The 19,401-nt window shown below is 64.8% G+C and carries 22 protein-coding genes; 10 read left to right on the forward strand and 12 right to left on the reverse strand.

Annotation, left to right across the window (positions count from 1 at the left end; genetic code table 11):
- Together IT472_RS06030 and IT472_RS06035 are read right to left on the reverse strand one after the other, a co-directional pair.
- On the reverse strand, nucleotides 1-314 hold a 314-nt coding region (locus IT472_RS06030), incomplete at its 3' end, for a non-heme iron oxygenase ferredoxin subunit (RefSeq protein ID WP_297179854.1).
- Nucleotides 311-865, reverse strand: a complete 555-nt coding sequence (locus IT472_RS06035; RefSeq protein ID WP_297179857.1) for a GNAT family N-acetyltransferase — start codon at nucleotides 863-865, stop codon at nucleotides 311-313. The genes IT472_RS06035 and IT472_RS06030, both read right to left, overlap by 4 nt.
- A gap of 236 nt (nucleotides 866-1,101) precedes the next feature.
- Between IT472_RS06035 and IT472_RS06040 the strand changes: the two genes are divergently transcribed.
- The 4 genes from IT472_RS06040 to IT472_RS06055 all read left to right on the forward strand — a co-directional run bounded on the left by IT472_RS06040 (nucleotide 1,102) and on the right by IT472_RS06055 (nucleotide 3,804).
- Nucleotides 1,102-1,737, forward strand: a complete 636-nt coding sequence (locus IT472_RS06040) for a glutathione S-transferase family protein (protein ID WP_297179859.1) — start codon at nucleotides 1,102-1,104, stop codon at nucleotides 1,735-1,737.
- A gap of 28 nt (nucleotides 1,738-1,765) precedes the next feature.
- Nucleotides 1,766-2,374 carry a rhomboid family intramembrane serine protease gene (locus IT472_RS06045; protein ID WP_297179861.1) on the forward strand — a complete coding sequence of 203 codons (609 nt, stop codon included), beginning with the start codon at nucleotides 1,766-1,768 and terminating at the stop codon, nucleotides 2,372-2,374.
- A 257-nt stretch (nucleotides 2,375-2,631) separates the two neighbouring features.
- Entirely contained in the window at nucleotides 2,632-2,841 is a 210-nt protein-coding gene (locus IT472_RS06050; RefSeq protein ID WP_297179864.1) for a cold-shock protein, read from the forward strand.
- Nucleotides 2,842-2,919: 78 nt separating this feature from the next.
- Nucleotides 2,920-3,804 (forward strand): DUF3298 and DUF4163 domain-containing protein, encoded by an 885-nt coding sequence (locus IT472_RS06055; protein ID WP_297179867.1) that lies wholly within the window; start codon nucleotides 2,920-2,922, stop codon nucleotides 3,802-3,804.
- A gap of 176 nt (nucleotides 3,805-3,980) precedes the next feature.
- Here IT472_RS06055 and IT472_RS06060 read toward each other — a convergent pair whose 3' ends face one another.
- Nucleotides 3,981-6,089, reverse strand: coding sequence for a M3 family metallopeptidase (locus IT472_RS06060; RefSeq protein WP_297179910.1), 2,109 nt, complete (start codon nucleotides 6,087-6,089; stop codon nucleotides 3,981-3,983).
- A 185-nt stretch (nucleotides 6,090-6,274) separates the two neighbouring features.
- Here IT472_RS06060 and IT472_RS06065 point away from each other — a divergent pair, with 185 nt between their 5' ends.
- A complete protein-coding gene (locus IT472_RS06065) occupies nucleotides 6,275-6,760 on the forward strand; it encodes a glutathione peroxidase (RefSeq protein WP_297179869.1) in 486 nt (161 codons plus the stop codon).
- Nucleotides 6,761-6,783: 23 nt separating this feature from the next.
- Here the strand turns inward: IT472_RS06065 and IT472_RS06070 are convergent, their stop codons facing one another.
- Nucleotides 6,784-7,578 carry a ferredoxin--NADP reductase gene (locus tag IT472_RS06070; protein WP_297179873.1) on the reverse strand — a complete coding sequence of 265 codons (795 nt, stop codon included), beginning with the start codon at nucleotides 7,576-7,578 and terminating at the stop codon, nucleotides 6,784-6,786.
- Nucleotides 7,579-7,657: 79 nt separating this feature from the next.
- On the opposite strand from IT472_RS06070, the gene IT472_RS06075 reads away from it, so the two are divergent.
- Nucleotides 7,658-7,927, forward strand: a complete 270-nt coding sequence (locus IT472_RS06075; protein WP_297179878.1) for a DUF488 family protein — start codon at nucleotides 7,658-7,660, stop codon at nucleotides 7,925-7,927.
- On the opposite strand, the gene IT472_RS06080 is transcribed toward IT472_RS06075, so the two are convergent.
- The 8 genes from IT472_RS06080 to epmB all read right to left on the reverse strand — a co-directional run bounded on the left by IT472_RS06080 (nucleotide 7,917) and on the right by epmB (nucleotide 15,548).
- Complete coding sequence (locus IT472_RS06080) at nucleotides 7,917-8,417, reverse strand: TerB family tellurite resistance protein (RefSeq protein WP_297179880.1); 501 nt, start codon at nucleotides 8,415-8,417, stop codon at nucleotides 7,917-7,919. The genes IT472_RS06075 and IT472_RS06080 overlap by 11 nt on opposite strands.
- A gap of 82 nt (nucleotides 8,418-8,499) precedes the next feature.
- Nucleotides 8,500-9,477: a mechanosensitive ion channel family protein gene (locus IT472_RS06085; RefSeq protein ID WP_297179882.1), complete on the reverse strand. Its 978-nt coding sequence runs from the start codon at nucleotides 9,475-9,477 to the stop codon at nucleotides 8,500-8,502.
- A 94-nt stretch (nucleotides 9,478-9,571) separates the two neighbouring features.
- Nucleotides 9,572-10,072, reverse strand: a complete 501-nt coding sequence (locus IT472_RS06090) for a DUF456 domain-containing protein (RefSeq protein ID WP_297179885.1) — start codon at nucleotides 10,070-10,072, stop codon at nucleotides 9,572-9,574.
- Between the two features lie 33 nt (nucleotides 10,073-10,105).
- Nucleotides 10,106-10,561 carry a cytochrome c gene (locus IT472_RS06095; RefSeq protein WP_297179888.1) on the reverse strand — a complete coding sequence of 152 codons (456 nt, stop codon included), beginning with the start codon at nucleotides 10,559-10,561 and terminating at the stop codon, nucleotides 10,106-10,108.
- Nucleotides 10,562-10,644: 83 nt separating this feature from the next.
- Nucleotides 10,645-11,385: an acetoacetyl-CoA reductase gene (phbB, locus tag IT472_RS06100; protein ID WP_297179890.1), complete on the reverse strand. Its 741-nt coding sequence runs from the start codon at nucleotides 11,383-11,385 to the stop codon at nucleotides 10,645-10,647.
- 41 nt (nucleotides 11,386-11,426) lie between these two features.
- Nucleotides 11,427-12,332 (reverse strand): tRNA glutamyl-Q(34) synthetase GluQRS, encoded by a 906-nt coding sequence (gluQRS, locus tag IT472_RS06105; RefSeq protein WP_297179893.1) that lies wholly within the window; start codon nucleotides 12,330-12,332, stop codon nucleotides 11,427-11,429.
- A gap of 27 nt (nucleotides 12,333-12,359) precedes the next feature.
- On the reverse strand, nucleotides 12,360-14,462 hold the full coding sequence (locus IT472_RS06110; RefSeq protein ID WP_297179896.1) for an EAL domain-containing protein: 2,103 nt from the start codon (nucleotides 14,460-14,462) through the stop codon (nucleotides 12,360-12,362).
- 39 nt (nucleotides 14,463-14,501) lie between these two features.
- Entirely contained in the window at nucleotides 14,502-15,548 is a 1,047-nt protein-coding gene (gene epmB, locus IT472_RS06115; RefSeq protein ID WP_297179899.1) for an EF-P beta-lysylation protein EpmB, read from the reverse strand.
- A gap of 90 nt (nucleotides 15,549-15,638) precedes the next feature.
- Between epmB and efp the strand changes: the two genes are divergently transcribed.
- The 4 genes from efp (at nucleotide 15,639) to IT472_RS06135 (ending at nucleotide 19,240) form a co-directional block, all read left to right on the forward strand.
- A complete protein-coding gene (gene efp, locus IT472_RS06120; protein ID WP_297179902.1) occupies nucleotides 15,639-16,205 on the forward strand; it encodes an elongation factor P in 567 nt (188 codons plus the stop codon).
- 261 nt (nucleotides 16,206-16,466) lie between these two features.
- Complete coding sequence (locus IT472_RS06125) at nucleotides 16,467-17,810, forward strand: TRZ/ATZ family hydrolase (RefSeq protein WP_297179905.1); 1,344 nt, start codon at nucleotides 16,467-16,469, stop codon at nucleotides 17,808-17,810.
- A 23-nt stretch (nucleotides 17,811-17,833) separates the two neighbouring features.
- Nucleotides 17,834-18,505, forward strand: coding sequence for a phosphoglycolate phosphatase (gene gph, locus IT472_RS06130; RefSeq protein WP_297179913.1), 672 nt, complete (start codon nucleotides 17,834-17,836; stop codon nucleotides 18,503-18,505).
- Between the two features lie 63 nt (nucleotides 18,506-18,568).
- Entirely contained in the window at nucleotides 18,569-19,240 is a 672-nt protein-coding gene (locus tag IT472_RS06135; protein ID WP_297179907.1) for a phytoene/squalene synthase family protein, read from the forward strand.
- Nucleotides 19,241-19,401 lie beyond the last annotated feature (161 nt).

Below are 19,401 nucleotides of genomic sequence, written 5' to 3' on the forward strand. Positions count from 1 at the left end.
ACGTACACCTTGCCGTCTTCCAGCTTGACCGGGAACTTGACCACCGGTTCGTGGGCCGGGGCACACAGCGCCCGGCCGTCCTGGATGTCGAAGCGTGCCCCGTGCAGGACGCACTCGATCTCACCGGTCGCAGGGTCGAAATGCCCGGCAGACAGTTCGAAGTCCTCGTGCGAACAGCGATCCTCGAGCGCGTACAGGGTGCCGTCGAGGTTGAAGACGGCGATCGCCACGCCGGTGACTTCGTCGAACGCCACCTGCAGTTCGCCCGGCAGCAACTCGGCGCTCGTGCACACGTATGTCCAGCGCCCGCTCATGCCGTCGCCTCCGTGCGCAGGTCCTTGTGCAGGACCACGAAGCGAAGGTCGTCGCGCTTGGGCAGGCCGAAGCGCGGATCACCGTAGGGGAACGGCAGGAATTCGCCGCTGCGGCCATACCCCCTGCGCAGGTAGTAGGCGATCAATTCGGGGCGTTGTTCGATGACGGTCATCCTAAGGACCGGAAGCTGCCATTCCTTGGCGACGATGCGTTCGCATTCGGCGAGGATCCGTGTCCCCAGTCCGGAGTTCTGTAGCCTTGGTGCCACCGCGAACATGCCGAAATAACCAGCATCACCATCACGACAGACATGCGCGCAAGCCAGAATGTGCTGATCATGTTCAGCGACAACGACGCGACTGAACGGACGTGTGATATCCGCCTGCAGCAGGGCCGGGTCGATCCGTTCGCCGTCGAGCAGGTCGGCTTCGGTGGTCCAACCGACGCGGCTGGAATCACCGCGGTAGCAACGGGTCACCAGTTCCACCAGCGCGGTGACATCGTCCAGGGCTGCTGTGCGCAGTGGTGCGTTCGCGATTGAGGCAGGCATGCCCCCATGCTAGCGCGGTTCACGTCAAATCCACCGGTGCGGGCGCGTGAACGTGGCCGCGGGAACCGGGAAGGGTACGGCAGGCCAAGGGCAGGCGAGGCCGGGATACCCCGCACGATCCAGAGTGACTGGTGGACACCCGCAAGGGGCCAGGGCATGGACGGAGCCATGGGGCGTGGCTGGGAAACAATCCGGCAAGCATGCAAAAATGCGCCACCGCCAACTGTCTTCCCGCCATGCGTCCAATCCTGTACTACGCTCCGGGGTCCGCAAGCTTCCTCGTGCACTGGCTATTGATCGAGTTGGATCTGGAGTACGAACTGTGCCTGGTGGATTTCAGGAGCGCGGCGCAGAAGTCGCCGGCTTACCTCGCACTCAACCCGAACGGCGTGGTGCCGACCCTGGTATTCGATGGCAAGCCTCGTCATGAAGCAGCCGCGTTGGCGTTGCTGCTGGCCGAACGCCACCCGCAGTCGAGGCTCGCACCGACCATCGAGGATCCGCGTCGTGCCGACTACCTGCAGTGGATGTTCAACCTCGCCAACATGGTGCAGCCTCTGTTCCGTCAGTGGTGGTATCCGGCCGAACCGGCAGGCGAGGCGAACGCCGAGGCGGTGCATGCGCATTGCGCGCCGCGCATCGCCACGCAGTGGCAACGCATCGACGACCACCTTGGCGCGCATGGACCGTATCTTTTGGGCAGTGACGTCAGCGTTGCCGATTTCTACCTGACCATGCTGATGCGCTGGTCGCGCAACATGGCGAAGCCAGCAACCGAGTGGCCACAATTGGCAGCGCTGGTGCGCCGGATGAAGGCGAGGCCCAGCTTCAGCACCCTGTACGAACGCGAAGGGCTGACCGAATGGGCGTGATGTTCCGGAAGCGTAACTGGGTTGGTCCATGCAACTGTCGGTAACCGTCATCCTGGTGCTGGTGACCGCGCTGGTGTCGTGGCGCGCGTTCAGCGACCGGGCATTGCTGGATCGGCTGTTGCTCTGGCCGCCGGCGATCACGCGCCGACACCAGTACGAGCGCCTGCTCACCTACGGTTTCGTGCACGCCGACTGGCGTCATTTGGTGTTCAACATGATCACGCTGTGGTCATTTGGCGGCGTTGTGGAGCCGGAATTCTCGGGCTGGATCACGCCGTTGGGCTTTGCTGGGTTCTACCTGTCGGCGGTTGTGGTCTCGATCCTGCCGACATATCTGTCGCAGTGCGGCAACCCCGGCTATCGCAGCCTCGGGGCATCCGGCGGGGTCTCGGCGGTGTTGTTCAGTGCCATCCTGTTCGACCCGTGGATGCGGTTGTTCATCATCCCGATCCCGATTCCGATTTCGGCGTCCCTGTTCGCGGTGCTTTACATCGGCTACAGCGTCTGGATGGACCGTCGTGGCGGCGATAACGTCAACCACAGCGCCCATCTGTGGGGGGCGGCCTATGGCGTGCTGTTCACTCTCGTCCTGCAACCGCGCGTCCTCGACCATTTCCTGGATCAGTTCCAGCGGTGATTTCAGCGCCGGGAAGCGCGTCGGCAGGTCCGGCCCCGAGAGGCCGGGGGTGAAAAAAATCCTGCACAAATGCACACTTCCGGCCCAAAACAGGGTAATGTTCGCCCACTGTTTCAAGCGGGATCACGGTACATCGTGACCCGATGCGGTAGATCGACTGCGATCCGCTACATCGTGTGCGTTACCCCTTGCTCGACAGTCGCGGTCCGCCATGGTGGTCCGTGTTTCCATTTCACACTGTTTCAGGAGTAACAATCATGTCCGATCGTCAGACCGGTACCGTCAAGTGGTTCAACGACGCCAAGGGCTTTGGCTTCATCACCCCGGAGTCCGGCCCGGACGTCTTCGTCCACTTCCGCTCGATCGTCGGCAACGGCTTCCGTTCGCTGCAGGAAGGCCAAAAGGTGACCTTCAAGGTCGTCCAGGGCCAGAAGGGCCTGCAGGCCGACGAAGTGCAGGCGGCGTAAGCTTCCTTCGCATGGCGTCATCAGAAGCCCGGCTCCGGCCGGGCTTCTTCTTTTTCGCGACCGTGCGAAAATGCGGGCATGCACTTTCATGACATCGCGATGCGCTGGAGTTTCGCCTTGCCCACGCGGCCGTTTCGTTGCCGCTCGTTGAAGCTGGCGCTGGTGCTGGCCACGGCGCTGTTGCCGGCATGCAACCGCGGAACGCCACCGCCCGCGTCCGTGGTTACACCTGCCACGGCACCGGCGGCAACGGCGAGTTCGGCTCCCGCGGACACCGTCGTGCTGCGCGATTCCATTGAAACCACGCCGGGCTACATCATCGGCATCAGTTATCCGCAGGCGGCTGCGAAGTATCCGCCGCTGGCTCGGGCACTGCACGACTATGCCGAAGCCTCGCGCGCGCGCCTGATGCAGGCGGTCGATGGACTGCATGGGAAGAAGCCGGAGGTGCCGTTCGACCTGAGCCTGCCGTTTGCTGCCTTGGTGGAGACCCCTCGGGTGGTGGCGATGGGGGTGGACGGCAGCAGCTACATCGGCGGCGCGCACGGCACGCCCCTGGTCGAACGCTTCGTCTGGCTGCCGCAGATGCAGCAGATGCTGGCCGCGGAGCAATTGATCCCGCAGGCAGACAATTGGGCGCCGGTGGCCGCGTTCGTGCGAGACCAGCTGATGACCCAGTTATCGCAACAACTCGACGAGGACGAGGTGCCGCCGGACCAGCGCGCAGCGCGAATGCGTCGGGGCAGTGCGCTGATCAATGCCGGCACGGCTCCTGAGGTTCGCAACTTCTCGCGCTTCGAGCCGGTGATGAATGCCGACGGCAGCATTCGTTCGTTGCGTTTCGTGTTTCCGCCGGAACAGGTCGCGCCCTACGAGGATGGCGCGCAGAGCGTCGAAGTTCCGGCGAGCGTCTTGCTGCCGCTGGTGGCGGCGACCTATCGCCCGCTGTTCCGCGCAGGCTGAAGGCTAGGGCAACGCTGAGTTAGTCGGCGTTTCCTGCCGTCCATGGACGGTCGGTGCGCGCGCTGACAAGTCCAGGATGGACTTGTTCAGCGCAGCCCTAGACAAGAAAGCCCGCCCCGGGCAAGCCGTGGGCGGGCCTTGCACAGGGCACGCACGTGGCGTGCCCGACGACGGGTTCAGTGACTCTCCAGCCCGCGGTGTTCCAGCAGGGGTTCGATCCTCGCTTCGTGCCCGGCAAGGTTCGGGAACAGGCGGGCCGGATCGATCTCGCCGCCCGGTGCCAGCACCTTGGCGCGCAGCTGGTCGCCGTTGGCGCGGGTCAGGCCGCCGTTGTCGCGGATCCACTGGCTGGTGTTGGCCGCCAGCACTTCCGACCAGATGTAGGCGTAATAGCCGGCGGCGTAACCGCCCATGATGTGGCTGAAGTAGGGCGTGCGATAGCGCGGCGGCACCGGGGCGTAGTCGAAGCCATCGGCCTTGAGCGCACTGGTTTCGAAGGCCATTACGCCGGTGGCGTCCGGGATCTGTTCCAGCGGCAGCTGGTGCCAGCGCTGGTCGAGCATCGCTGCTTCCAGGTATTCGGTGGTGGCAAAGCCCTGGTTGAACTTGGAGGCGGCGATCACCTTGTCCAGCAATTCCTTGGGCATCGGCGCGCCGGTCTGGTAGTGGTGCGCATAGTGCGCCAGCACTTGCGGCCAGTCGGCCCACATTTCGTTGTACTGCGAGGGGTATTCGACGAAGTCGCGCGGCACGTTCATCGAAAAATACGGGTAGCGCACGTTCTGGAAGAAGCCGTGCAGGGCGTGGCCGAATTCGTGGAAGGCCGTGGTCACTTCATCCCAGGTCATCAGGGTCGGCTTGCCGGCCTCGGGCTTGGGGATGTTGAGGTGGTTGGCCACCACCGGCTTCTCGCCAAGCAGCCCCGACTGTGCGACATAGGTGTTCATCCACGCGCCGCCTTGCTTGGTTGCACGGGCGTAGGGGTCGAAGATGAACATCGCCAGCGGCGTGCCGTCCTTGTCGAACACCTCATAGGTCCAGGTGTCCGGATGGTATTTCGGCAGGTCGGTGCGTTCCTTGAAGGTGATTCCGTAGAGCTGGGTGGCGGCATAGAACACGCCGTTTTCCAGCACGTTCTTCATCTCGAAGTAGGGCTTGAGCTGGCCTTCATCGAAGTTGTAGCGGGCCTGGCGCACCTTCTCGCTGTAGTAGGCCCAGTCCCAGGGTTCGAGCTGGAAGCTCGGCGCACCGGCCTGACGTTGCTCGCTGTCGATCATCGCCTGCAGGTCAGCACCTTCGCGGCGGGCGTTGGCCAGCGCCTTGGGCGCAAGCGCGCCGAGCATGCGGTTGACGTTGTCCTGGTTGCCGGCTGTTTCATCGGCGAGGATGAAATTGGCGTACGTGTCGTATCCCAGTAGGCGGGCGCGTTCGGCACGCAGCTTCAGGATCTTCGACACCACGCCGGTGTTGTCCCACCGATTGCCGCGGCTGCCGCGCGCGACCGAGGCGCGGTGCAGGCGCTCGCGCAGGGCGCGGTCGCGCAGTTGGGCTTCGGGCGGCTGGCCGGTGGTATTGGTCAGGGCGATCACGTACTTGCCGGTCAGGTGGCGCGTGCGTGCGGCTTCGGCGGCAGCGGCGATCTGCTCGTCGCTCATGCCGGCGAGCTGCTCGCGGCTGTCGACCACGATGGCCGAATCATTGACTTCATCCAGCACGTTCTGGTCGAACTGGGTACCCAGCTGCGACAGCTCGGTATTGATCGCGCGGATGCGGACTTTCTGGGCATCGCCCAGCGCCGCACCGGAGCGCACGAAGTCCTGATAGCGCTTTTCCAGCAGGCGCAGGTCAATGGCGTCGAGGCCGAGGCTCGCACGCGCGTCGTACAGCGCCTTGATCCGCGCGAACAGCGCGGGGTTGAGCGCGATGGCGTCGCGGTGGGCGGCGAACTTCGGCGCGTACTCGACTTCCAGCGCGGCCCGCGCCGGGTTCTTGTCCGTACCGACGAGATTGAAGAACACGCTGGTGGCACGGTCGAGGACGCGGCCGCTGCGCTCCATCGCGACGATGGTGTTCTGGAAGCTCGGCGCTTCCGGGTTGTTGGCGATCGCGTCGATCTCGCGCAACTGCTGCGCCATGCCGGCGTCGAAGGCGGGGGCGAAGTCGCTGTCCTTGATCCGGTCGAACTGCGGGTAGTGCAGGTCGAGTGTGCTGGGGGCGGCAAACGGGCCACTGTAGGCGGCTGGCGCCGGGGTCGTGGCGGCGGGGGTCTGGGCTTGGATGGTCATTGGGTTGCCGGCGATGGCGACGGCGAGCGCAAAGGCGAGGATTCCGGAGGATGAACGATGCATGGAGGCTGGTCTGGAGTGCAACAAAGGCGGTTAGAGTAGCGCATCGCGGTTTTCCGGGCGCTTGAGCCACTGTTCCAACGGCAGCAAAGGTCGACCTGCCAAGGGTTGACGTGGAGGGTGCTATGACGATGACGGCGTTCGATTTCGACGCGCTTTCACTGGAGGGGAAACCATCTCCGCTGGAGCAATGGCGCGGCAAGGCGCTGTTGATCGTCAACGTGGCCAGCAAATGCGGATTCACCCCGCAGTACACCGGCCTAGAGCAGCTCTGGAAGGATTACCGACAGCGCGGGCTGGTGGTGTTGGGGTTTCCTTGCGACCAGTTCGGCCATCAGGAACCGGGCGATGCCGAGGAGATCCGCAGGTTCTGTTCGCTGACCTATGACGTCAGTTTCCCGATGTTTGCCAAGGTCGAGGTCAACGGCACCGGTGCGCATCCGCTGTGGAAGTGGCTGAAGCAGCAGAAGGGTGGACTGCTCGGGATCGGCGCGATCAAGTGGAACTTCACCAAGTTCCTGATCGATCGCGAAGGTCAGGTCATCGCCCGCTACGCGCCGACCGACAAGCCCGAGTCACTGGTCGGGGCGATCGAGAAAGCGCTGGGGTAAGCGCCGCTCGGATGTCATCCGGACTATTTTTCGACGAACGCTCGCTCGAACACGTACTCACCGGCAACACCGATCCGCGCCGAGGCACTGAAGCCGCGGGCGTCGAGGATGCGGCGGAAATCCGCCAGCATTTGCGGACTGCCGCAGACCATGGCGCGGTCGTGGCTGGCATCGAGCGGATCGAGGCCGAGGGCCCGTGCGATCCGGTTCTGTTCGAGATGGTCCGTGATCCGGCCGGTGTGGTCGTTGCCGCGATGCATGAAGTGTTCACGCGACACACAGGGGTAGTAATGGAGGCGATCGCGGATCAGATCGCCCAATAATTCGTGGCGCGGCAGTTCGCGTTCGATGTAGTCGCGGTAGGCCAAGTCCTTGGCTTCGCGTACACCGTGACAGAGCACCACCTGCTCGAAACGCTCGTAGGTGGCCGGGTCCTGCAGGATCGACAGCCACGGCGCCAGCCCGGTGCCGGTGCCCAGCAGATAAAGATTGCGGCCCGGATGCAGGTCGGAGATCAACAGGGTGCCGGTGGGCTTGCGCCCGACCAGCACGGTATCGCCCGGTTGGATGTGCTGCAGGCGCGAGGTCAGCGGCCCGTTTTGCACCTTGATGCTGAAGAACTCGAGTTGCTCATCCCAATTCGGGCTGGCAATCGAGTACGCGCGCATCAGCGGCTTGCCGTCCACGTCCAGCCCGATCATCACGAACTGGCCGTTGACGAAACGGAAGCCGTCGTCGCGGGTGAGGGTGAAGCTGAAGTAGGAATCGGTCCAGTGGCGGACGTCGAGCACCGTTTCGGTGCCGAAGGGCGGGGCCATGCGGGTAGGGAGTGTCCTGCGGTACTGCTGACAATTCTACGCCGCACTGCAACATCAGGTTTGACTGAAGACAAAATCGGTGGCGCGGACAGTATCGGAACGCGTCTACCGGCAAGCGCGCGAAGCACTGATGCGGATCGCAAGCGTGCAACCCACCTGGGTGATGTGTGCCGAAGCGGTGTGGCGGCGCTGCCATCGGCGCCTGATTGCCGATGATGTCTGCGCCCGCGGGTGGAACGTCGTGCACCTGATGAGTGCAGGCAGGCTGAAACACCACGCCCTGCAGCAGGGCGCGATGCTCGTGGATGGTGTCCTGCGCTACCCGGTACCGCCCGGCATCAGCGCTTGATCGTATATAACGCCAGCTTGTTGTCGACAGCGGTTGCAGGCAAACCCAAGTTCTTGGCGATGTCTTTCAGTGCCTCGTACTCGCGCGTGTCCAATCGTCCGTCCGAAGCCGAGAGTCGGACCAAGATGTCGAACAGGCGTTCGATCTGCTCTGAGCCAGTCTTGTAGGTGTCGGTGAACCGCAGCAATTCGGCCTTGGCGTTGATGTTCCTGCTCATGCCGCGATCGAATGCCATCGAGGCGATTTCACGCTCGGCCAGCGACAGTTCGATTTCGTCCATCACCGAGTTTGCGACGCTCGACTCGTGGCTGCTGACCAAGCGATCGGTCTTGGCGACGTACCCCATCATCCCGAAGAAGACCTCGATGGTCATTTGCCTCTCGGCATCGGGTTTGCCCAAGCCCAGCATGTCGCTCAGGAGCAGGCGGATGTCGCTAAGCACGCCCCTGAAGCCGCCGTGGTTGTCGGATGTCCTGTCGTTCTCTCCCATGGTCCCCTTTCCCGGATTGGCCCAGTGCCATCCTGCGCCAAATGCTCGCTCATGAGAAGGGGGGGCGGATCGAAAAGGGGGGTCAGGAAGCGGGCGGCGGCGGATTGAGCAGGTTGCCGCCGTCCTCGCTCCGCTGGGCTCGTCCGACTTGGGCGTCCAGCGCGTGGTCGACCGAGGTGTCGCGTGCGATGCCCTGGTCGGCTGGCAATTCGTTCGACGAATCACTGTGCACGAGCACGACCTGGCTGCGTGCCTCGGGCAGTGTGATGCCTGCCTGCCGCAGCGTCCGGCGAACGCGCCGCATCGCTTCGCTGCGGGTGCGCGACAAGTCGTTCCGGGTCTGGTCGATCCATCCGTTGAACCGCAGCCTGATGCCGTCGTTGTCGAGCGAAAAGACGATCCCGTCTGGCGCGGGATCGTCCAAGACACCTTCGATACCGTTGATCGCCGCGGTTCCGGAGTCCAATGCCGTGTGCAGTGAGGCTGCGTGGCCGACGGTCATCTCGAACTCGAAACGGCGCAACGGGTTGCGGGAAAAGTTGAGCAGGACCGAATTGAAGACGAATGCGTTGGGAAGCAGCAAGTGGCTGCCGTCGGAAGTCATCAACACCGTTGCGCGGGAGTTTAGCGCGATCACCTTGCCCTCGTAGGTGTCGATGCGGACGCTGTCGCCCGGGGAAAATGGCTTGCGGATACTCAGGAGGACGCCGGTGAAGTAGTTTTCAGCGATGCTCTTGAATGCGAAGCCGAGGATCAGGCCCACGACGCCGGCGGACCCCAGCACGCCGCCCAGCAACGATCCGGCGCCCAGCAGGTCCAGCGCCACCAGCACGCCGGCCAGTCCGATCAGGATCTTGACCGTGCTGCGGACCAGCCCCTCCATGTAGGGATTGCTTTGACTGATGCGACGGACCACGCGCATCCGCCGGGCCGCCACGCCGCCGAGCCAGATCGAGGCGAGCACGATCAGGATTGCGAGCATCAGCAGGGGTGCGCTTGCCAGCAGGTGCAACAGTTTCTCCTGCGCCTGATCGAATGCGGCCTGGAAGCGATCCGACAAGGATGCGTGGAGGGGGGCAACTGGAAGAGTCATGCAATGCGGTGCAGATGGGAGGACGGCGTCCGCTGGCAGGGGAACGCGTGCCAGGGCATGGTCAAAGCCACCAGGCCAGCGCGAACAGGCCAAGCATGGTGAACGACAGTGTGAACTTGAGGAGGATTCCCAACAGGATACCGAACCACGTGCCGACGCCGACCTTGGCGGCCTGTCCCAAGGCGTGGGTGCGCGTGCTGCGCAGGTGCACGAGTTCGCCCGCCAGTGCCCCGATGAATGGCCCGAGGATCAGCCCGGGCAGTGCGAAGAACACACCGACCAGCGTCCCCAGCGCGGCGCCGAGCATGGCCAAGCGGCTGGCACCGACGCGCCCGGCGCCGTGCGCCGTGGCCCAGAGGTCGAGCCCCACCGATAGCAAGGTCAACGTGCCGAGCAGGATCAGCATGGCGGCCCCCACCCGTTGGAAGCCATCGGCCCAAGCAGCCAGCAGCATGCCGGCGTAGACCAAGGGCACGCCGGGCAGGGCCGGCAGCACGGTGCCCACTACGCCGAGCAGCATCAACAGCGCGGCCAAGGCGTAGAGAACGACGTTCCAGTCCACGCGATCAGTCAACTGGCGCCACGGCGCAGGCGGTCAGTCGCGGAAATCCCGGTGGCAGCCGCCGCAGGACTCGCCGATCGATTTCATGGTGGCACCCAGTGCCGGGCAGCTCAACGGCGGCGCGGAGATTGCCTTGTCGGCGGCGGCGCGCATGGCGGCGGCGGCGTTGCGGAAGCGTTCGTCGTCGCGCGACGAGGGAAAGGCATCCTCGAGGTTGTTCGCAGTCATCCGCAGTGCCTGTAGGTGCGGCAGAGCGACGTCCGGGCTGCATTTGTTGGCCTTCAGTGCAGCATCGAGCTGGTCCATGTGCCAGCCCTGGACGTGCATCAGTGCGTCCGGGAACGGATCCTGCCTGGCCTGCAGTGCCCGCATGCCCATGACCGTGGCGATCATGCCCAGCACGAAGCCGAGAATCAGCAGGAACAGGTAGCGCTTGCCGCGTGACTGCGGCTGGGTGGATTCCTTGGCGCCGGGATCTGGGTTGGACATGGGGACTCCACAGTCAGGGATGGACGGGCAAAGGTGCCACCGCGCCCACCCGGACGCGGCGGATTCGGGGTGGCGTCGCTACATTACCAGCCCATGTGGTGGCCGCCGTTGATGTCGAGGTTGGAACCGGTGATCCAGCCGGCTTGCTCGTCGGCGAGGAAGCTGACGCCGTAGGCGATTTCCTCCGGCGTTCCGAGCCGGCCCGTGGGAATATCGGCGACGATCTTGGCGCGCACTTCCTCCGGCACTGCCATCACCATGTCGGTGGCGATGTAGCCGGGCGAGATGGTGTTGACGGTCACGCCGTTGCGGGCGTTTTCACGCGCCAGCGAAATCGTGAAGCCGTGCATGCCGGCCTTGGCCGCGGCGTAGTTGGCCTGGCCGTACTGGCCCTTCAAGCCATTGATCGAACTGATCTGGATGATGCGACCCCACTTGCGCTCACGCATGCCCTCGATCACCGGGCGGGTGACGTTGAAGCAGGAGTTGAGGTTGGTATTGATCACGTCCGACCACTGCTCGGCCTTCATGCGGTGGAAGGTGCCGTCGCGGGTGATGCCGGCGTTGTTGACCAGAATGTCGATCGGGCCAAGTTTGGTCTCGACTTCACGCACCATGGCCTCGGCTTCCTGTGGCGAGGTGACATCGCCCTTGACGATGGCCACCTCGAATCCCTCGGCGCGCATCTTGTCCTGCCATGCCAGGGCCTTGGCCTCGTTGCGGTAGTTGGTGGCGACGCGGTGACCATGGCTGGCCAGAGCCTTGACGATGGCGGTGCCGATGCCGCCGGTACCGCCAGTAACCAATGCAACTCGGGATGTCATTTGCCTGCTCCTTCGTGAGGATGTGATGATCCACGGGGATTCTAGGCGCGGATCGCTGAATCGGCGTTGTGCGCTGCGGCGTGGGTGGGCAGGACGGATGCCGGGACACGCGCCAGCACGAATGACCGGAGTGCTTGCTGGAGGAATTCCTCGACGCTGGCGGTGGCGGAAAGCGGCGCTTGGCCCAGGCAAGCCCACAACCGGGTCAAGGTGGCCAGCGGCGCACTGGCATCGACCGGCAACGCCGCGGATGATTTCGACAGCTTGCGTCCATCCTCGTCCAGCAGCAGTGGCAGGTGGGCATGGCGTGGCGTTGGCAAGGCCAGCGCGCGTTGCAGCAGGATCTGGCGCGGGGTGGAGTCGAGCAGGTCGGCGCCGCGCACGACCTCGGTGATGCCCTGCGCGGCATCGTCGACGACCACCGCCAGCTGGTAGGCCCACAACCCGTCGGAACGCCGCAGCACGAAATCCCCGACGTCGAGATCGACCCGTTGCCGGATGGTCCCGCAGATCGCATCCTCGAACTCGATCATGCAGCCGTCGGCCACCCGCAATCGGATCGACGGATCGGCACGTCGCGACCTTGCCACGCAGCAACGGTGGATTCCTCCGGCCACGGCCAGATCCCTGCGGCTGCAGTGGCATTCGAAAGCCTTTCCACGTGCGAGCAGGTGCCCAAGCGCATCACGGTAGAGTGCTTCACGGCGGCTCTGGTATTCCACCGGACCGTCGTGGAGGAGGCCAAATGCCGCAAGGGTGGCGAGTTGCCCGGCGGCGGCGCCCGGTTGCTCCCGCGGTGGATCGATGTCCTCGATCCGCAGCAGCCACTCCGCACCGGCCTGGCGTGCGATCAACCAGCTGCCCAACGCGGCCAGCAGGGAACCGGCGTGCAGTGGGCCGCTCGGTGAGGGAGCGAAACGGCCGCGTTGGCGAGGTGCCTCTGGCATGTGGGCGCGCCGCAACGGGGCGCCGGCTCAACTCTCGAATTCGTAGTTCAGGTCCGGCCCCGATTGGGCGAGGAAATCGCCCTCGACGTAGTCGATGCCACTGGAGAACAGCGCGGTCATCGTGCCGGTGGACTGGACGCCATCGGCGATGCCGAGGATGCCAAGCTCGCGAGCCTTGTGGGTCAGGTCGTTGACCTTCTGCTGGTTCTGCACGTTCTTTGCCAAGTCGTCCATGAAGCTGGGATCGAGCTTGATATAGCTGGGTTTGAAGTGGGACAGCAATTGCAGCGAGTCGATGCCGGCGCCGAAGCGCTCGAGGACCATCTTGCAGCCGAATTTCCCAATCTCGGCGCAGAGGCGCTGGGCATCACTGAGGTTGATGAAGACCTTGGATTCCGGGATCTGCAGGATCAGGCAGGAGCCATCGACGCCGTGGGCGGACAGGCTTTCCTGGATGAACCTGGGCAGGCTTTCGTCCTGCAGGGATGCCTGGGTGAGTTTGACCAGCAGTCGCACCGGCTTCGGCCCCTTGGCCCGGCCTGCGGCCACCTTGATCGCGTGTTGGATCACCCAGCGGTCGATTTCGCCCGACAGGCCATGCTCTTCCGCGATCCGCAGGAATCCGAGGTTGGTGACGTTGTCACCACCTTCCGACTCAAGGTGCAGGAGGGTTTCGTACATGCCCCCTGGCGCGCCAAGCAGCGGGATCACTGGCCGGTAGTGGAGCAGGAAACGGTCGTTGGCCAAGGCGTCGCGCAGCCGCTCGACCCAGGCTTGGATGCGTTCTTCCTCGGCGCGGTCGACAGCGCCCGGGTCGAAGATGTCGATGCGGTTGCCGCCCATGCTCGCCGAGGACTGCATGGCCAGGCTGGCGCGTTCGAGGACCTGGCTGACGCTGGCGATCTTCTCGCCGACCTGAACGCCACCGATGCTGATGGTGAACGTGCTGGAACCCACGCCCACGTCGAACACCTTGGCTGCGAACGCGGCACGCACGCGTTCAGCCAAGTCGTTGGTGGCGGTGTGGTCGCCGCGCGCGAGGATCGCGAAGCTGTGGTCGGCAAAGCGCGCGGCCTTGGTGCTGCCGTCGGCGATCTGCTCGGCCAGCAGCTCGTGCAGGCAGTCGGCCATCGCCTTGAGCAGGTTGTCGACGCTATCCAGCCCGATGCCCTGCAGGGTGCGCTGGTAGTTGTCCGGCTCGAACAGCAGGAATCCACACAGGGTCTGGTTCTTGCCGGCGTCGATCACCGCGTCTTCGAGGTGCTTCAGGAACGTCTGCCGGTTGAGCAATCCGGTGGCTTGGTCGCGTTCGCGCAGCTGCGCCAGCTCGCGCTCGAGCTCCGGGTCGACCTCGACCGCCTGGTGCCGGAAGATGATCTGTTGGCAGGCTTCGCCTTGGTATTCGGCGGCCGAAAACTCCATCACCGCCGGGAACTCGTTGCCTTCGTTGTCGATCGCGGTGAGTTCGTAGCGCGGTGGTGGCGGTTCGCCCTTGGTCAGTTCCTTGAGCAGGGTGCGGAACCCGTCCACGTCGCCCGGTGCAACCAGGTCCAGCAGCGACATACCCTCGATGTCTTCGAAGGTTTCGAATCCGAACATCTCCAGATAGGCTTGGTTGGCGCGGATGTGCATGCCTTCGTGGATGTAGGCGATGGGTTCGCGCGAGGAATCGATCAGCATGTCGCAGCGGCGCTGGGTCTCGCGCATCTGCGCTTCGAGCCGGCGCTGCGATCGACGCGCATCAAGGTCCTGCCATTCGGTCTGGACGTTCTTGAGGAACTGTTGCGGTCGTTCGCGAAGCGCCACGGCTTGCGCGCCAAGGTTCTGCGCGTTTTCGAGGATGTCGTCGGTGATCCCGTCCAGCACTGCCAGTAGCGGAACGTCCTTGCCGCAACCCAGGACCATCTTGGCAACTTGTTCGAACGGCATTTGGGTGGACGTGTAATCGGCCAGGACCAGGTCGACAGGCTGCTGCTGGGCCAAGGTCTGGGCCAATTCGTCCAAGGATTCGGGGCGGGTCGGGCGGACCGCGATCCCCGCGTTGCGCAGACGGCTGACCGTGGCCTCGGCTTCGTTGACGAGGTCGGTGACGAGAACCAGTCGAAGTGCGGTGTCCTTGGAGATGGCCATGCGTCGGGGGTCGCAAAGAAGTCCTGGGTCAAGGCTACATCATACGGCGTGTGCCGTGCTGTCCAAGGCACGGGACAGGGGCGACTTGCTGGGATGGCCGGGGATCTCGCGAACCAGGCGCGGGACAAGGTAGCCAGGCAGGCGCGACGTGAGTTCGACATGCAAGGCCAGCGCCCGGGGGTCGTCGACCTCGAAATGCGCGGCGCCGGCGACGCGATCGAGCTGGTGCAGGTAGTAGGGCAGCACGCCGGCCTGGAAGCCGCGCTCGCAAAGACTGGCGAGTGCATCGACCGAATCATTGACGCCGCGCAGCAGGACGGCTTGGTTGAGCAGGGTCGCCCCGGCATCGCGCAGACCGGCCAGCGCGGCATCGACCGTGGCATCGAATTCGTTGCCGTGGTTGGCGTGGACGACGATGACCACCGGCCAAGGCAGGCCGTGCAGCCAATGCAGCAGTCCGGCGTCGACCCGTTCGGGCAGCACGATCGGCAGACGGGAGTGGATGCGCAGGCGGCGGATGTGCGGGATGTCGCGCAGGGCGTCGCTCAGCTCGGTCAATTTGTGGTCGGCCAGCGAGAGTGGGTCGCCGCCGGAGAGGATCACCTCGTGGATCGAGCGGTCCTGCCGCAACACGTCGAGGGCACCACGCCAGCCTGCGGCGGCGGCGGTGTCCTCGGCATAGGGGTAATGGCGGCGGAAGCAGTAGCGGCAGTTCACCGCGCAGCTGCCGGTGGCGATCAGCAGGGCGCGACCGTTGTATTTGTGGATGACGCCGTGGCCGCGGCGGGCGGCGCCGTCGCCCACTGCGTCGAGCTCGAAGCCGGGGGCGACGCGCTCCTCGTCCAGCACCGGCAACACCTGTCGCAACAGGGGGTCGTCGGGATCGCCGTGGCGCATCCGGGCGATGAATCCGCGCGGCACCCGCAGCGGGAACTGCGCGGCAGCGGCCTCGGAAATGCGCTGCGCCTGTGCCTCAAGGCCAAGCAGTGTCAGCAATTCGCGTGGGTCACGCACGGCCTGCCGCCACGCCGCCTGCCAGCGGGCGGCGGCTTCATGCTGCAACGGGCTTGGGCCAGCAGGTATCATGTACGACCGCTTCGGTACGCGGCATCAATGCCGCGGCTTCCCTGAAACCCACATTCTATGCCGCCCGGTGGGCGGTCCCAAGGAGTCCCCATGGCCAGCCTGGGCATGAACGACGTGAAGGCCGGACAGAAGATCCTGGTCAACAACGAGCCTTCCGTCATCACCGAGACCGATTACGTCAAGCCCGGCAAGGGCCAGGCGTTCACCCGCGTCCGCTATCGCCAGATCCGCACCGGCCGCGTGCAGGAAATCACCATGAAGTCCACCGATTCGGTGGAGGCCGCTGACGTGGTGGATACCGACATGCAGTACCTGTATTCCGATGGCGAATACTGGCACTTCATGAATCAGGAGTCCTTCGAGCAGGTCCAGGCCGACAAGGCCGGCGTCGGTGATGCAGCCAAATGGCTGAAGGGTGAGGAGGATTGCGTCGTCACCCTGTTCAACGGCAACCCGATCCAGGTGACCCCGCCGAATTTCGTCGAGCTGAAGATCGTCGAAACCGATCCGGGCGTGAAGGGCGACACCGCCGGCACCGGCGGCAAGCCGGCCACGCTGGAAACCGGCGCGGTGGTGCGGGTGCCGTTGTTCGTCGGCCAGGATGAAATCATCAAGGTAGACACCCGCAGCGGCGAATACGTCTCGCGGGTGAAGTGACGCATCGGTCCGCGCTTTAGCGCGGTTTTGCCGATGCGTCATCCCCGCGCAGGCGGGGATCCAAGGACGTTGGTCTTTTTCGTGTCGTGATTCTGACCAAGAAACACAATGTCCATGGATTGGACAGACGTTCGTCTGTCAGACGCGGCCCGCTTTCGCGGGAATGACGATAACGATTTTGTCGCGGCGAGTAGATCGCAGGAATTTCCATCGGTACCCGTTTTTTGGGGCAATGTGGATCAAGAGCATAGGGCGAGAGTCATGAGCGAACGTGTTCCGCTTGAAACCTGCGACCTCCTCATCGAAGCTGGCTGGGTGGTGCCGGTGGTGCCGCATGGCGTGGTGCTGGAAGACCATGCCGTCGCCGTCGATGCCGGCAAGATCATCGCCCTGCTGCCCATTGCCGAGGCACGGGCACGCTTCCAGCCGAGGGAGACGGTGCAGCGACCGGATGCGGCCTTGATCCCCGGCTTGGTCAACGCCCATGTCCACAACCCGATGACCTTGCTGCGCGGGGTGGCCGACGATTTGCCGCTGAAGGTCTGGCTGCAGCAGCACATCTGGCCGATCGAAGGCGCGGTGATCGGGCCGGAGTTCGTGGCCGACGGGCTGACGCTCGCGATCGCCGAGATGCTGCGCGGCGGCACCACCTGCTGCAACGAGAACTATTTCTTCCCCGACGTGCAGGCGGCGACCTACGCCAAGCACGGGTTCCGGGCCTTGGTGGGTTTGCCGGTGATCGATTTCCCGACTGCCTGGGCTGCCTCGGACGACGAATATTTCGACCGTGCCAACGAAGTCCACGATCTCTGGCAAGGCCATGCACTGGTCGCCACCGCATTCGCCCCGCACGCGCCGTATACCGTGGGTGATGCGAGCTTCGAACGGATCCGGATGTTGTCCGACCAGCTCGATATTCCGGTCCACCTGCACCTGCACGAAACCGCGCAGGAAGTGCAGCAGTCGATCGAAAAGCATGGTCAACGCCCGATCGCCCGCATCGACCGCCTGGGCCTGTTCAACGACCGCCTGATCGCGGTGCACATGACCCAGCTCACCGATGCCGAGATCGCCTTGGCCGCCGAACGTGGCGTCAGCGTGGTGCATTGCCCGGAGTCGAACCTGAAGCTGGCCTCCGGCTTCAGCCCGGTGTGCAAGCTGTTGCAGGCGGGGGTGAACCTCGCCATCGGCACCGATGGTTGCGCGTCCAACAACGACCTCGATATGGTCGGTGAAACGCGCACCGCGGCGCTGCTGGCCAAGGCGGTGGCCGATGACGCGGCCGGGTTCCCGGCATTCGAAGCGCTGCGTGCGGCCACGCTTGGCGGTGCAACGGCAATGGGCTTCGGCGATCGCACCGGCAGTATTGAAGTCGGCAAGCACGCCGACCTCGCCTGCATCGACTTGTCGGCACCCGAAACCCAGCCGCTGCACAACGTCATCTCACAATTGGTGTATGCGGCGGGTCGACGGCAGGTGAGTGATGTGTGGATCGCAGGCGCGCGCAAGCTTGACCAGGGCGTGCTGACGGAGATCGATCTGGATGCCGTGCTCGCCAATGCCAGGTCGTGGCGCGAGCGGATCGCGCGGGTGCAGCTGGCGTGAATGCCTCCACTGGGCAAGGCACGATGGCCGCGGTTGCGTTGAACCGATGCCCGCCACTGGTGTTGTTCGATCTCGACGGCACCTTGCTCGATAGCGCGCCTGACATGCTCGCCACGGTCAACCGCATGCGTGCTGCGCGTGGACAGGGGCCGATGGCGCTGGACGCACTACGCCCGCAGGTGTCGAAAGGCTCGCGGGCGATGAGTGCGGCGGCCTTCCCCGAGCTGGGTGGCGAGGTGCCGGCGGAATTGGTCCGCGAATTCCTCGATGTGTACGAACAGGAATTGGGCCGCCACGCCCGCCTGTTCGATGGCGTCCCCGAACTGCTGGAGGCCATCGAAGCGGCCGGAAGCCGCTGGGGCATCGTCACCAACAAGCCGGAATACCTGGCGCGACAAGTCGTGCACGGCCTGGGCTGGGCGGATCGCAGCGCGATCCTGATCGGTGGCGACAGCCTCCCGCGTCGCAAGCCCGATCCACTGCCGCTGCAACATGCGGCTCAGGTTCTTGGCGTTGCGATTGCCGGCTGCGTGTATGTCGGCGATGACCAGCGCGATATCGAGGCGGCGCGTGCCGCCGGCATGCGTTCGATCGTGGCGCTGTGGGGCTACCGCCCGGACGGCGATGATCCTGCCGGCTGGGGTGGCGATGCATTGATCGCCACAGCGGGTGATTTGCTTGCTGAATTTTCCTGATCGTGCCGCTCACGCGCTTGGTACACGCGCGCTTGCGTGCTTTCCGACCACGACGATGATCGAATGACCGACGCCGCTGCCTTCGACGATGTCCTGCACAAATGGCGGCGACGCTGGCCGGAATGGCAGGTGGCCGAGGTCTTCGTGCCGATTGCGCAGCGCCAGCCTGCGCTGGCTTGGCTGGCCTTGCTTGGCGAATTGGCGGACGCGGCCTGGAGTGGCAGCGATCCGACGCCGGGTGCGGCCAAGCTGGGCTGGTGGACGGAAGAATTGGCCGGTTGGGCGCGCGGCGCGCGGCGGCATCCCCTCGGCAAGATCCTGCAGAACGTGCCCGCACCCTGGGCGGCGATGGCGGCGGCGCTGCCTGCGTTGGGTGCAAGCCGGGTGCAGGTCGGCGACTTGGCATCGGCGATCGAAGCGTTGGCGCCCTGTGCCGAGGCGTTCGCGGATGTGTCTGCGGTCCTGTTTGACCCGGCTGCGCCCACCGCGGCCGCCTCAACCGCCTGGGTGTTGCTGGGTGAGCGCGCCCTGCGGCAACCGCCCAGCGGGACGCCGGGCGAAACCAGTGCGCGGGGGTTGTTGCTGCAGCAGCCAGACCTTGCAATCGGCAGCCGACCTGTGCGTATCCATGCGGCGCTGGTGCGTGGGCGCCTGCAACGACTGGACGCCGGCAGGGACGCGGTGATCCCGGGCTGGCGTGCGTTGCTGACGGCCTGGCGTGCGGCCCGCGGTTGACGCACGCAGACGGCAACGCAGCGTTCCACCGCCGTCACGCGGTGTGCCAGCCAGAGCCGGTACAATGTTGCGATGCGCAACGCGTTTTCCGATCTGCCGCTTCCCGACGTCGCCTTCGACGCGGCGGCCTTGCAGCGTCCGCTGGATTGGGTGGGCATGGA

Origin of the sequence: Thermomonas sp., assembly GCF_020850895.1 — a bacterium.
In the GTDB taxonomy this organism is placed as follows: domain Bacteria; phylum Pseudomonadota; class Gammaproteobacteria; order Xanthomonadales; family Xanthomonadaceae; genus Thermomonas.

Coding starts and splice junctions, on each gene's coding strand:
- IT472_RS06040 (WP_297179859.1), top strand. CDS start 1,102: ATGCGTCCAATCCTGTACTACGCTCCGGGGTCCGCAAGCTTCCTCGTG.
- gph (WP_297179913.1), top strand. CDS start 17,834: ATGGCCGCGGTTGCGTTGAACCGATGCCCGCCACTGGTGTTGTTCGAT.
- IT472_RS06065 (WP_297179869.1), top strand. CDS start 6,275: ATGACGATGACGGCGTTCGATTTCGACGCGCTTTCACTGGAGGGGAAA.
- IT472_RS06045 (WP_297179861.1), top strand. CDS start 1,766: ATGCAACTGTCGGTAACCGTCATCCTGGTGCTGGTGACCGCGCTGGTG.
- IT472_RS06080 (WP_297179880.1), bottom strand. CDS start 8,417: ATGGGAGAGAACGACAGGACATCCGACAACCACGGCGGCTTCAGGGGC.
- IT472_RS06125 (WP_297179905.1), top strand. CDS start 16,467: ATGAGCGAACGTGTTCCGCTTGAAACCTGCGACCTCCTCATCGAAGCT.
- IT472_RS06055 (WP_297179867.1), top strand. CDS start 2,920: ATGCACTTTCATGACATCGCGATGCGCTGGAGTTTCGCCTTGCCCACG.
- IT472_RS06095 (WP_297179888.1), bottom strand. CDS start 10,561: ATGTCCAACCCAGATCCCGGCGCCAAGGAATCCACCCAGCCGCAGTCA.
- IT472_RS06070 (WP_297179873.1), bottom strand. CDS start 7,578: ATGGCCCCGCCCTTCGGCACCGAAACGGTGCTCGACGTCCGCCACTGG.
- phbB (WP_297179890.1), bottom strand. CDS start 11,385: ATGACATCCCGAGTTGCATTGGTTACTGGCGGTACCGGCGGCATCGGC.
- IT472_RS06050 (WP_297179864.1), top strand. CDS start 2,632: ATGTCCGATCGTCAGACCGGTACCGTCAAGTGGTTCAACGACGCCAAG.
- gluQRS (WP_297179893.1), bottom strand. CDS start 12,332: ATGCCAGAGGCACCTCGCCAACGCGGCCGTTTCGCTCCCTCACCGAGC.
- IT472_RS06035 (WP_297179857.1), bottom strand. CDS start 865: ATGCCTGCCTCAATCGCGAACGCACCACTGCGCACAGCAGCCCTGGAC.
- epmB (WP_297179899.1), bottom strand. CDS start 15,548: ATGATACCTGCTGGCCCAAGCCCGTTGCAGCATGAAGCCGCCGCCCGC.
- IT472_RS06110 (WP_297179896.1), bottom strand. CDS start 14,462: ATGGCCATCTCCAAGGACACCGCACTTCGACTGGTTCTCGTCACCGAC.
- efp (WP_297179902.1), top strand. CDS start 15,639: ATGGCCAGCCTGGGCATGAACGACGTGAAGGCCGGACAGAAGATCCTG.
- IT472_RS06060 (WP_297179910.1), bottom strand. CDS start 6,089: ATGACCATCCAAGCCCAGACCCCCGCCGCCACGACCCCGGCGCCAGCC.
- IT472_RS06135 (WP_297179907.1), top strand. CDS start 18,569: ATGACCGACGCCGCTGCCTTCGACGATGTCCTGCACAAATGGCGGCGA.